The organism is Actinotignum timonense, from assembly GCF_030216305.1.
Lineage (GTDB): Bacteria > Actinomycetota > Actinomycetes > Actinomycetales > Actinomycetaceae > Actinotignum > Actinotignum timonense_A.
On sequence record NZ_JASOKT010000024.1, the window covers coordinates 1 to 12,070 of the forward strand.

General features: G+C 61.7%; 11 protein-coding genes and 2 tRNA genes. 4 read left to right on the forward strand and 9 right to left on the reverse strand.

Annotated features, from left to right (window positions below; all coding sequences use genetic code 11):
- Positions 1-2: 2 nt before the first annotated feature.
- Positions 3-76: transfer RNA gene (locus QP305_RS08480), tRNA-Val, on the reverse strand.
- A 147-nt stretch (positions 77-223) separates the two neighbouring features.
- Positions 224-622 (reverse strand): DUF3052 family protein, encoded by a 399-nt coding sequence (locus QP305_RS08485; RefSeq protein WP_026428793.1) that lies wholly within the window; start codon positions 620-622, stop codon positions 224-226.
- Positions 623-959: 337 nt separating this feature from the next.
- On the opposite strand from QP305_RS08485, the gene aceE reads away from it, so the two are divergent.
- From aceE to QP305_RS08500, 3 genes are all read left to right on the forward strand, one after another.
- Positions 960-3,695, forward strand: coding sequence for a pyruvate dehydrogenase (acetyl-transferring), homodimeric type (gene aceE, locus QP305_RS08490; RefSeq protein WP_284904916.1), 2,736 nt, complete (start codon positions 960-962; stop codon positions 3,693-3,695).
- Between the two features lie 235 nt (positions 3,696-3,930).
- Positions 3,931-5,811, forward strand: coding sequence for an ABC transporter ATP-binding protein (locus QP305_RS08495; RefSeq protein WP_284904910.1), 1,881 nt, complete (start codon positions 3,931-3,933; stop codon positions 5,809-5,811).
- Positions 5,808-7,595: an ABC transporter ATP-binding protein gene (locus QP305_RS08500; RefSeq protein ID WP_284904911.1), complete on the forward strand. Its 1,788-nt coding sequence runs from the start codon at positions 5,808-5,810 to the stop codon at positions 7,593-7,595. Before QP305_RS08495 ends, QP305_RS08500 begins: the two co-directional genes overlap by 4 nt.
- 80 nt (positions 7,596-7,675) lie before the next feature.
- Here QP305_RS08500 and QP305_RS08505 read toward each other — a convergent pair whose 3' ends face one another.
- The 4 genes from QP305_RS08505 to QP305_RS08520 all read right to left on the reverse strand — a co-directional run bounded on the left by QP305_RS08505 (position 7,676) and on the right by QP305_RS08520 (position 10,314).
- Positions 7,676-8,143: a hypothetical protein gene (locus QP305_RS08505; protein ID WP_284904912.1), complete on the reverse strand. Its 468-nt coding sequence runs from the start codon at positions 8,141-8,143 to the stop codon at positions 7,676-7,678.
- A gap of 177 nt (positions 8,144-8,320) precedes the next feature.
- A complete protein-coding gene (locus tag QP305_RS08510) occupies positions 8,321-8,983 on the reverse strand; it encodes an HAD hydrolase-like protein (protein ID WP_284904913.1) in 663 nt (220 codons plus the stop codon).
- A complete protein-coding gene (locus QP305_RS08515) occupies positions 8,980-9,594 on the reverse strand; it encodes an L-threonylcarbamoyladenylate synthase (RefSeq protein ID WP_026428788.1) in 615 nt (204 codons plus the stop codon). The genes QP305_RS08510 and QP305_RS08515 overlap by 4 nt, the downstream gene beginning before the upstream one ends.
- A 105-nt stretch (positions 9,595-9,699) precedes the next feature.
- Positions 9,700-10,314 carry a hypothetical protein gene (locus QP305_RS08520; RefSeq protein ID WP_284904914.1) on the reverse strand — a complete coding sequence of 205 codons (615 nt, stop codon included), beginning with the start codon at positions 10,312-10,314 and terminating at the stop codon, positions 9,700-9,702.
- A 34-nt stretch (positions 10,315-10,348) separates the two neighbouring features.
- Here QP305_RS08520 and QP305_RS08525 point away from each other — a divergent pair, with 34 nt between their 5' ends.
- On the forward strand, positions 10,349-10,738 hold the full coding sequence (locus tag QP305_RS08525) for a hypothetical protein (RefSeq protein ID WP_284904915.1): 390 nt from the start codon (positions 10,349-10,351) through the stop codon (positions 10,736-10,738).
- An 18-nt stretch (positions 10,739-10,756) separates the two neighbouring features.
- Here QP305_RS08525 and QP305_RS08530 read toward each other — a convergent pair whose 3' ends face one another.
- The 3 genes from QP305_RS08530 to QP305_RS08540 form a co-directional block, all read right to left on the reverse strand.
- Positions 10,757-11,263, reverse strand: coding sequence for a DUF3145 domain-containing protein (locus tag QP305_RS08530; protein WP_026428785.1), 507 nt, complete (start codon positions 11,261-11,263; stop codon positions 10,757-10,759).
- A 55-nt stretch (positions 11,264-11,318) separates the two neighbouring features.
- The gene (def, locus tag QP305_RS08535) at positions 11,319-11,831 is read right to left on the reverse strand and encodes a peptide deformylase (RefSeq protein WP_284896535.1); all 513 of its coding nucleotides are present in this window, start codon (positions 11,829-11,831) and stop codon (positions 11,319-11,321) included.
- A gap of 135 nt (positions 11,832-11,966) precedes the next feature.
- Positions 11,967-12,038: transfer RNA gene (locus QP305_RS08540), tRNA-Asn, on the reverse strand.
- Between the last annotated feature and the right edge of the window lie 32 nt (positions 12,039-12,070).

Here is a 12,070-nt window from a genome sequence, read left to right on the forward strand (position 1 = left end):
AGTGGGCCCGACCGGATTCGAACCGATGACACCCTGGGTGTAAACCAGGTGCTCTGACCAACTGAGCTACGGGCCCGCGCGCTGCGCACTCGGATGATCCTACCCGATGCGCGGCCCGCGCGCACCTTCGCGCCGAAAATACCGGCAGCGCTTCCGTTGCGACTGTCCGCCGGCGCTACCGGCCCGGCTTACCGCCCGGCTCCGCGCGCAGCTCCCGCCGGCTCTAGTAGCGCAGGCCCTTATTGGTTAGGCGCACGCCCGTCCAGGACTCCCCGAGGGCCACGGATGTGGTTGGTTGCATGCCCGCGGTATCAGCAGCCTCTTCAATATCGTTATGCGGCACCGCATTCGACACTCGCCCGGTGGGCACGAAGAGCCAGCAGATAGCATTTTCGTCATCGAAATTAGCCTTGATATCCAGGAGCAAATCGGTGAGGTCATCGACGTCTCCGTCGTCCGCGCGCCACCAAGCGATGGCGCCGTCCACGATATCGCGCGAATCTTCGTCCACCAGCGCGCTTCCGATAGTTTCTTCGATCTGCGCGCGGACCTGGGCGGCTACGTCGTCGTCGTAGCCAAATTCTTGGATGATGTTCCCTTTCTGGAAACCAAACGAACTCATGGCTTAAGCTCATCTGATCGCCGGCATTTTTTCAAGTTAATCTCAGCCGCGTCGCCCGTGATTTTGGTGATCATTACCGTACGACAACGCACGGCGCCCGCTTCCCGGGCGCCGCGAAAGGCACCGGCCATGCGCCCCGTCCACCGCTTAGCTTAATTCCGCTCATGCCTGTGCGATGGCTCTCAACAACGCGGTAATATACGAGTGTATGTGTAAGAGGTACCACAGCCGTTCTGGGACCAAAGCCGCGAACGGGTAGCCTTGACACGTCCCTAAGAACTACAACCACTCAAGCAATGGAGGAGATTCCGTGGCTTCACAAGATTCTGATGATCGCATGGTGTCCGGCCAGCTCAGCCAGATCCCGGATGTTGATCCGGAAGAAACCCGCGAATGGCTCGCGTCCGTGGATGATCTGATTGAAACAAATGGTGCGGATCGGGCGCGGTTTATCCTCGCCAGCGTGGATGAACACGCGCGCGCCAAGGGAGTTTCGGTCTCCCCTGATCTCGTCACGCCCTATATCAATACGATTCCGGCGGAAGAAGAACCTCCGTACCCGGGCACCCCGGAAGAAGAGGAACTCGAACACCAATTCCGCAGCTGGACCCGGTGGAATGCGGCCGTGATGGTCACGCGCGCCCAGCGCCCCGGCGTGGGGGTAGGCGGCCATATTTCCTCCTACGCCGCCCAGGCTACCCTTTACGAAGTGGGCTTCAACCACTTCTTCCGCGGCCCGGATGCTCCCGGTGGCGGGGACCAAATCTTCTTCCAGGGCCACTCCTCCCCCGGTAATTACGCGCGTGCCTACCTGGAAGGGCGCCTGACGGAAGCCGATCTGGATTCCTTCCGCCAGGAAGCCTCCCGTATTTCCGGCGGGCGCGGCCTGCCCTCCTACCCGCATCCCCACCAGATGCCGGACTTCTGGCAGTTCCCCACCGTGTCCCTCGGGCTGGGCGCCACGAACTCCATCTACCAGGCTTGGTTCAATCGCTACCTGAGCGAACGCGGCATTAAGGACACCTCGGATTCGCACGTATGGGCCTTCCTGGGCGATGGCGAAATGGACGAACCCGAATCGCGCGGTATGCTTCAGCTGGCCGCCTCCCAAAAGTTGGATAACCTCACCTGGGTAGTCAATTGCAACCTCCAGCGCCTGGACGGCCCGGTGCGCGGCAACGGCAATATCGTGCAGGAACTCGAATCCTTCTTTAAGGGCGCGGGCTGGAATGTCATCAAGGTGCTGTGGGGTTCGGGTTGGGATAAGCTCCTCGCCCAGGATAAGGACCACGCCCTCGTGGATCTCATGACCTCTACCCCGGACGGTGACTACCAGGGCTTCAAGGCGAATGACGGTTCCTACGTGCGCAATAACTTCTTCGGGCGCGATCCGCGCACGAAGGCCATGGTGGAAGATTGGTCCGATGATGAGATTTGGGCGCTGCGCCGCGGCGGCCACGATCACCACAAGATCTACGCTGCCTACCGGGCAGCCCTGGCCCATAAGGGCCAGCCCACCGTGATTCTGGCGCAGACGGTCAAGGGTTATGACCTCGGCTCGAACTTCGCCGGGCGTAATGCCACCCACCAGATGAAGAAGCTCAATAGCAATGATCTCAAATTGCTGCGCGATACCCTGCGTATCCCCATTGATGATTCCGAGCTGGAAGATCCCTATAACGCGCCCTACTACAAGCCGGCTGAAGATCACCCGGCCATGAAGCATATGCGCGAGCGGCGCGAAGCACTCGGCGGCTACCTCCCCCAGCGCCGCACCCACCAGGGTGGGATCGCACTGCCGGCCGATAAGCCCTTCCAGTCCATGAAGAAGGGTTCGGGCAAGCAAAAGGTGGCCACCACGATGGCCCTGGTTCGCCTGCTCAAGGACATTATGCGCGATAAGGAATTCGGCTTCCGCATGGTGCCGATCGTTCCGGACGAAGCGCGTACCTTCGGCATGGATTCCATGTTCCCCTCCGCCAAGATCTTCAATACCCAGGGCCAGCAGTACACCGCGGTGGACCACGATATGCTGCTGTCCTACAAGGAATCCACTCAGGGCCAGCTGCTCCACACCGGTATTACCGAAGCCGGTTCCCTCTCCGCTTTCGTGGCGGCCGGAACCTCGTATGCCACCCATAACACCCCGATGGTGCCTTTCTACATCTTCTACTCGATGTTCGGGTTCCAGCGCACCGGGGATCAGTTCTGGGCGGCCTACGACCAGCTGGCACGCGGCTTCATTATCGGTGGCACCGCCGGGCGCACCACCCTCACGGGTGAAGGCTCCCAGCATATGGACGGGCATTCCCCCGTGCTGGCCTCCACCAACCCGGGCATGATTATTTACGATGCGGCCTACGCTTATGAACTCGGCCATATCTTCAAGGATGGCCTGAAGCGTATGTACGGGGATGGATCTGACGGGCGTGAGCAGAACGTCATGTACTACCTCACGGTCTACAACGAGCCCATCCACCAGCCCGCCGAACCGGAGAATGTGGACGTGGATGGCATTATCCGCGGTATCTACAAGCTCGATGAGGCCGATGGCCTGGGCGGCCCGCGCGTCAATCTGCTCTCCTCGGGCGTGGGGGTGCGCTGGGCCCGCGAAGCCAAGCGCATGCTGCGCGATGACTGGGGCGTGGATGCCACCGTCTACTCGGTGACCTCCTGGTATGAGCTGCGTAAAGACGGCTTGGCCACCAACGAATACAACTACCTCCACCCGGAGGAAGAACCGCGTAAGGCCTACGTGACCGCGAAGCTGGAAGGCGAAGAAGGTCCCTTCATCGCCACCTCCGATTTTGAGCACCAGGTCCAGGATTCCATCCGCGAATGGATCCCCGGTGATTATGAGACGCTCGGCGCCAAGGGCATTGGTATTTCCGATACCCGCCCGGCCGCCCGGCGCTACTTCAAGATCGACGACGCCACCATGGTGGTGCGGGCCCTGTACGCGCTGGCCAAGGCCGGCAAGATCGACCGCTCGGTTGTCCGCCAGGCAATCGAGAAGTACGATCTGCATAACCCGGCAGCCGCCGAACCGGTTCCCGATAACGACCCGGAGTAAAGCGGCCCGGGCCACGCCGGCTCTCCCGGCATCACCGGGATTCCCGGCACGCCCAGGCTACGACGCTCGGGCGCTGCACCGGCAGCGGCGCAGGCCCGGCGTCGTCGTAACTAATTGAATAGTGTTTGAGCATCCGTGCTCTCACACGTAGCATAGTGTGACGGTCCTTTCTCACCCGTGAATAATTATCGCGAGCTGAGCTTTCGGACCGCCACACATATATGGAGGCTAGTGATTGACCGTTTATCGACTGGCGTGGAGGCATCTGCGCGACCGCAAATTCCAGCTCCTCGCGATTGCTGTGCTACAGATCGCGCAGGTGCTCCTCGGGCTCACCCTCCCCGCGCTGGGCGCTAACGTTATCGATTACGGCATTCTGGAACGCAATAGCTCCTATATTTGGTCGCGCGGACTGCTCATGGGCCTCTTCACCCTCGCGCAGGTGCTCTGCGCTATCGGGGCGATCTATTACGGGGCGCTGGTCTCCACCCACCTGGGCCGGGAGCTGCGCCGCGAAACTTTCGCGCATGTGCAACGCTTCTCCCCCGCGGACCAACAGCGTTTCGGAGCCTCCACCCTGGTCACCCGCACCACGAACGACGTCAACCAAATCCAGATGGTCACGCTCATGTCCCTCACCATTATGGTGACGGCCCCGATTATGGGCGTGGGCGGGGTGCTCATGGCCATCGGGCAAGACGTAGTCCTCTCCCTCACCCTCCTCGTGATTATCCCGGTGCTCACCGCAATTATTCTGGTGTGTACCGCGATGCTCGCCACACGCTACGAAACTCTCCAGCGGCGCGTGGACGCCATTAACGATGCGCTGCGCTCCCAGCTCTCCGGGGTGCGGGTAATTCGGGCCTTCCGCCGCGAAGAAGCCATGGCCGGGGAATTCGAGGTTCATAACCGCAATTTCCGCTCGATTATGCTCCAGATCGGCACGATTTGGTCCGCGCTGCTGCCGGCCATGAGCGCGGTCATCGGGCTAGCTTCCGCGCTGATCGTGTGGATTGGCGGGCATCGAATTGCCGGAGGCTCCATGCCGGTGGGTGCGCTGGCCGCGTTTATCACCTACCTCATGATGATTCTGGGCGCGGTCATGATGCTCGGCATGATTATTATGGTGGTTCCGCGCGGGAACGTTTCCGCCGAACGCGTCATCGAGGTCAATACCACCGTTCCTTCTATTACGGACGCGCCGGATGCGCGGGAGATGCCGCCCGGTCCGGTCACCTTCCGCTTGCGCGATATTTCCCTCACCTACGCGGATGCGGACGAGCCTGCCTTGCGCGGCATTTCTTTGTGTTTCAAGCCTGGAACGACGACGGCGATTATCGGCGCCTCGGGCTCGGGCAAATCATCGCTGGTGAAAATACTGCCGCGCCTCGTGGATGTGACCGCCGGGCGCTTCACCGTGGAAGGCAGCGCCGGGGCCGGTGAAGTGGATGTGCGCGATATTCGACTCGCTGATTTCCGCCGCCGGGTGGCCCTTGTACCCCAGCGGGCTTTCCTGTTTAGTGGCACGGTGGCCAGCAATGTTGCCGGCTCCACCCGCGATATTAACCAGGAGCGGGTCATTGATGCACTGCGCTGCGCCCAGGCCTGGGATTTTGTTCAGGCCGGGGGCGGGCTGGAGATGCCGGTGGAAACCGGGGGAACTAATCTTTCCGGCGGGCAGCGCCAGCGCCTGACCATCGCGCGGGCCCTCTACCGGGCCCTGCCCGATAGCTCCGGGCGGGCCGGGGCTGACCTGGTGGTTTTCGATGATTCTTTCTCCGCCCTCGATTACGCCACCGATGCCCAGCTGCGAGCCAACCTCAAGGAGCGGATCCGGGATGCCGCGGTGGTCATCATCGCCCAACGTATTTCAACTACCCGTAGCGCTGATTGCGTCGTCGTACTGGATTGCGGCGAGGTAGTAGGCTGCGGCACGCACGCCGAACTGATGGAAACAAATGATATGTACCGCTCGATTGTGCGCTCCCAAGAGCGCGGGCCGGAAGGCAGCGCGGAACGCGGAACGGAAGCGAAGGGTACGGAACGCGGAACGGCGGGAAGCGGTGCGGAACCAAGCGGCACAGCGGCCGCAACGGGTGAGGAGGCGCGGGCATGAGAGGTGCCGGAAATATTGACGAAGCCCGCGATATCCGCGGGGCGCTTCTCACCCTTATTCGCCACTACCTGCGCCATTACGTGGGGCGGATCGTGGCGGTGCTGCTGCTTTCGCTTATCTCCACCGCGGCCGTGGTGGCCGCTCCCTTCCTACTCGGGCAGGGCACCAATGTGGTGGTGGATGGAATCCGTTCCGGCGGCGTCGATTTCCCGGGGTTGGCGCGGGTGCTGAGCCTGGCGGCCGGGTGCTATATTCTCTCGGCGCTGCTGCGTTTCTGGTTCGGTTATATTATTCGCCTTATTATTCAGGATCTCGGCTATGAGATGCGGCGGGATTGCCAGCAGAAAATTGATCGGATGCCGCTATCCGTGCTGGATAAGCAGCAGCGCGGCGATGTGCTCTCGCGGGTCACGAACGACGTTGATAACGTGACCCAGTCCCTGCTGCAAACTCTTTCCGAAGTGCTCTCCGCGATCTACCAGATCATCGGGATCGTGGCGGTGATGGTCTATTTGTCCTGGTCGGTGGCCCTCGCCTCGCTGGTGGTCATCCCGGTGGGGATTATTGGGATCCTCCTGCTGCTGCGCCGCTCCCGCCCGTATTTCCGTGATCAGTGGCGCCTCACGGGTGATGTGTCCGCGGTGGTGGAGGAAAGTTTCACCGGGCTGGATGTGGTGGCCGCTTACGGGCTGGAAGATGAATTCCAAGGGCAGTTTGATAGCGCGAATGCGCAGCTCTACGATGCTTCTTTCCGCGCGCAGGCAATCGCGCAAATGTCCCAGCCGCTTATGATGCTGGTACAGAACGGTTCTTTTGCCATCGTCACGCTCCTGGGCAGTATTCAGGCGATGGCCGGCACCATGACGATTGGAGGGCTGCAGGCGATGATGCAATACACTCGCCAGCTCTCCCATCCGCTCCAGTCCCTGGCTTCCACCGCGAATCTTATTCAATCGGCGGCGGCTTCCGCGGAACGCATTTTCGATTACCTGGCCCAGGAAGAGATGGCCCCGGATGCGAGTTCCAGCTATCGCGAGGTGGTGGCCCCCGAGGCGCGGCGCGGCACCATCGAATTCTCGCACGTGCGTTTTGCCTACGAGCCCGATACTCCGGTGATCCGCGATCTCTCGCTACGGGTGGAGCCGGGGCATTCCGTGGCGATTGTGGGGCCCACCGGCGCCGGGAAAACCACGCTCGTCAATTTGCTCATGCGCTTTTATGAAGTGGACGGCGGGGCGATTACCGTGGACGGCGCGCCCATCGATTCCTTCACGAAAGAATCCCTACGGGAACATTTCGGCATGGTCCTGCAAGACACCTGGCTTTTTGACGGCACGGTCTGGGAAAACATCGCTTTCGGGAAGGACGGTGCTACGCGCGACGACGCCATTGCCGCCGCGGCCGCCCTGGGCATTGATGATCTTCTTGAGACCCTCCCCCACGGTTTTGATACCCATATTGGGGATGAGGGCGAGAATGTTTCCGCCGGGGAGAAACAGCTCATCACCATCGCGCGGGCCTACCTGGCCAATCCCGATGTGCTTATTTTGGATGAGGCCACCAGTTCGGTGGATACCCGCACCGAGGCGCTTATCCAGGATGCGATGGAGCGGCTGCGCGAAGGGCGCACCTCCTTCATCATTGCGCACCGGCTCTCCACCGTCCGTAATGCCACCACGATCCTGGTTATGGAAGCCGGGGACGTGGTAGAAAGCGGCACCCACGAGGAACTGCTGGCGGCCGGCGGCGCCTACGCCCGCCTCTACGAAAGCCAGTGGGCCTAAACGAGCAGCGAGCCAAGGCTACCCCGGGGTGCACTACCGAGGTGCACCTAAGCTAGAGCCGCTGGCCTCAAAGTGGCGATCTACGCGACCGGGACCGCGAGCTTCTCCTCGACTGAATTTTCCCGGCCGGCTAGATACCCGGACATGAGCCGCGATACCGCGCTGGCACCCAGGCTGAGCACCCACAGGGCAGCCATGAGAATGAGAATGCTCGGGTGCCCGGCATCCTTAATAATGAGGAAGACCAGGAGGATTACTCCGAGGGCAGCCGCGACCACCGGGATGGCCTGCATGGTGGGGCGCAGCCACGCCGGTGCCGAGCGCCGGGGTTGTTCCAGCAGCCCAAACCACTGGTAGACCCCCAGGAAATAAACCTGGCCGAGCGCAACCCAGAGCATCCCAAAACAGGTACAGGTCCACATAGCAAGGCTAAATTCCGGTGCCCATTGCAACATATCCAAGGCATTGATGTAGAGAAGCGGATAACCAAGAAAACCGCCGAGAACCGCGGCTCCCGCCGCAATTTTTCCAGCCGTATACGCGTTCATGATCAGATCCCTCCGTTGAATTAGGTATTCAACCGCCGCGGTGACGATCTTATGTGGGAGTCTAACGACGCCTCAGGTGGATGTATACGGCCGCAGGCCTCGCTGCTCAGATCTTAATCAAATTGTATCCAGACTTAATGCTGCTGTGACCCTATGTTAATATGACCGTGTCTGATGTTAATGGGAGTGTGACCGCTGCACCCCGGCGAAATCCCACAGGATCTCACCGAGCTCGCGGGCGGTTCCCACGTGCCGCCAGGCCAGCTCCCATTCGGAACGCGGTGCAGTCCCCCACTCCACAAGCACCGTGGGAAGGCCGTGCTGGCCCGCGCCGTCGACATCGTGAATACGATCCCCCACCATGAGGGCACGCGAGGTATCGATGCCTTGCGCCCGCAATTCGCGCAACGCGGCCCCCACCACCTCAGCTTTCCCATACCCGGGGATATCTTCGGGATCCCCGGCAATATAGCGGAAGTGCTGCGCCACGCCCTGGTGTTCCAGAATCGCGCGGGCATTCTTTTCGTTTTTCGACGTCGCAATGGCCAGCGGCACCCCGGCCGCATCCAGTTCCTCGACCAATTCGCGCATCCCGGGGAAAATCGGGGTGTCGAGCATGCGCTGTTCGTAACGCACCCGGTAGCGGCGCACCATCTCCACCGGGTCGGCCGCGCCGAGCTTCGTGAAGGTATCGATGAGCGGCGGGCCGATGAACTGCACGAAGAATTCTTCGGGGTGGTCCTCCCCCATTTCTTCGCGCAGGGTGGCTCGGAAAGTTTCTTTGACGATAGCAGCGGAATCGTGGAAGGTTCCGTCCAGATCAATGAGGATAGGGTTCACAGGTCAAGTCCGGCGGTATCGCCTGCTCCTTGTCTCGCGATTTCGTTAGTTACCAGGTCAAGTACGGTGGTGGGACCGCGCCCCACGGGCCCGTTCACCACCACATCCAGGGCATGGCCCAGTTCATCTTCCACAATCCAGCCCTCTTCGAGGGGTTCTTCCGCGCCAGGAAGAATGAGCGTGGAAGAGAGCAGCGGTTCGCCCATTTCCGTGACCACGGCCTGGGTGATGCGGTGGTCGGGGATACGCACGCCAACCGTGTGTTTCTTCGGGTTGAGGGTCATGCGCGGCACTTCTTTGGTGCCCTTGAGAATGAAGGTGTAGGGCCCGGGCGTGAGGCTTTTGATGAGCCGAAAATCGGGATTATCTACGATCACGAGCTGCCCGAGCTGCGCGAAATCGTGGCATAGCAGGGTGAAATGGTGTTTATCACCGACCTGCCGGATGCTGCGAATCCGCTCCAGGCCCTCCTTATTGCCCATCTGGCACACAATGGCGTAACCGGAATCGGTGGGCAGGGCCACCACCTCACCGCGGCGCAGCCGATCCACCACTTTGGTGACGAGCCGCGGTTGCGGATCCTCAGGATGAATATCAATGAAGGTAGCCATAGCCCCTAGTCTAGTCGAGGCTGCGACACGGAGAAGCTGCGGTTGTGTGCGCGGGCGCGGTATGGGCCACGTAGCCGCGGCGCCCGTTCACTCAGCAGCGCGGCTCTACTCCACCGTGCTCACCGCCTCCCGCAGCTCCGCGAGCTCATCCGCCTTCGCATAGGGTTCCATTTCCCGCAGGTAGGCGCGGGCTTCATTGGTGCGCCCGGCCGCCAGTGCGGTGCGAACCAACGCTTCCCCGGCCTCGAAACTGTGGGTGGCCGGATCCCAATGGGCCAGCCCCAAACTGAGGGCCTGATCCGGGTGCCCGGCATCGCGCAGAATTGCCATGGCCCGGGCGAGGATGTGCCCATCCGGATTGCGATCCGTGGCGGTGGTGAGGAGCCGCAGGGCCCGCTCGGGATCGGACTCCACCGCGAGGCGCGCCATATGCAGCTGCGGATACCAGGAGGCCGGTGAGCTGGATAGTTCTTCGGCCAGGGCATAAATCGCCAGGTCCGCAGAAAGGATGCTTCCGGTTCCGGTGAGCTCCGCGGTGAGCGGATCTGCGGGCGGGAGTTCACCTTCGGCCTCGCGTGCCAGGGCGACGAGCTGGGTAAAAGCCTCGACGTCGTTCGGGTCCTCAGCAAGCCGATCACGCAGCGCCTGCGCGGTGGCGGTACCGGCTTCCGGAGCCCGGGTATGCTGGAAGAGTTGCTGCATCAAATCGAGGAATGCCATGATGCGAGCGTACCGAAAATAGGGAGGTCGTGCGATGGAGGTAGCGCAACTCATGTCGCTGGGCGCGGATGTTCTGGAGCGCGAAGGCTACCCGGATGCCACCGAGACTTTCGAGCTGAGCCGCGTGGATAACGTGACACGCTGGGCAATTGCGGTCACCCTGGAAGACGCCAGCGGCGTGGTGGTGCCCGATAGCGAGATCTGCGCGGCGCGCACCCTCGGGGATCTAGTGCGGCTCAGCTGCCCGGGCGCGGACCTCAGTATCACCACTTCTTCTTCTCAGCACGACGGCGCAGCCGCGACCCGCCCCACTCCCGCTGCCACAAGCGCGGATGATACGGGGGCAAGTCCTGAGAAGCCGGAGGGGCAGGATGAAAATGTCCCGCTGTCCGCGGAGGATTTGCGGGCTGCCCTCGGGCTTTAGCCCGCTATTTCCCGAGCTTTAGCCCACCCGGTGCAGCCAGCGTACCGGTGCGCCCGCGCCGGCATAGCGGAAGGGCTCAAGCTCATCATCCCAGGCTTGACCGAGGGCAATATCGAGGAGCCGGCGCATTTCTGCGGCGTCGTTCCCCGCGTTTTCCAGGGCGGCCCGCACCCGGTTTTCCGGAATCACCACATTGCCGGTCAGATCTGTTTGGGCGTAGAAAATACCGAGGCCGGGGGTGGCGGACCAGCGGCCTCCTTCGGATACCGGGCTGGCATCCTCGGTGATCTCAAAACGCAAATGCTCCCAGCCGTTGAGCGCGGAGGCGAGCATGGCTCCGGTTCCCACTTCCCCCGTCCACGAGGCCTCTGCCCGATTCATATGCGGGGCGGCGGGTTGTTTCGTCCACTCAAAATGCGGTTCATATCCGAGCACGCTTGTAACCGCCCATTCAACGTGGGGTTGAACGGCCGGCATAACAGAGTGAATGAATATGACGCCGCGAGTGGCGTATTTGTGTGCCATAGCATTCCTCCTGCGCTTGGGTGGCTTTCCCCGTGCTACCCACGCGGAGGAGCTACTAGAGCGATTGTAGCGCAGAAGAGACGCGCAGCTGGCGAATATCGCGCATCGCTTGTTTACGGACCTCCCGCTCCAGGCGGTCGAGGTAGAGGTGGCCGTCCAGGTGATCGCATTCGTGCTGGATGCAGCGCCCGAGGAGCCCCTCCCCTTCCACGATTTTCTTCTTGCCGTCCAGGTCGATACCTTCCGCGCGGGCGTACCAGGCGCGCTTGGTCGGGTAGTACAGGTCCGGGACGGATAGGCAGCCTTCCTCGCCGTCCTGGTATTCATCTTCGGAGAGGGCCACGATCACGGGGTTGAGGATGTAATCGATCTCGCCGTCGATATGCCAGGAGAAGGCGCGCAGGGAGACCCCGATTTGGTTGGCTGCTAGGCCCGCCCGGGCGTCGTCGTTCACGTTTTCGAGGAGGTCTTCGACCAGGCGCACGATGCCCGGGGTGATCTCCCGAATCGGATCGCAGGGGGTGCGCAGGACCGGGTCCCCCACCACGCGAATCTCCCGGAATGCCATCGCGAACTCCTTTGGTAAGATTTCTCACATTAGGGCTGCCCAGGCGCCGCGGCTTAGGCCTATGGCTTACAGGGCCGCCGCGGGTGCCGGACAGAGCAGAACGGCGGCAAGCCTACGCTCACCGCCGTTCGTTCGCTCCCGCAGCTGGACTCGAACCAGCAACCGTTCGATTAACAGTCGAATGCTCTGCCATTGAGCTATGCGGGAATTTGCAACAGAAAAGATAATAGTCAATGGCG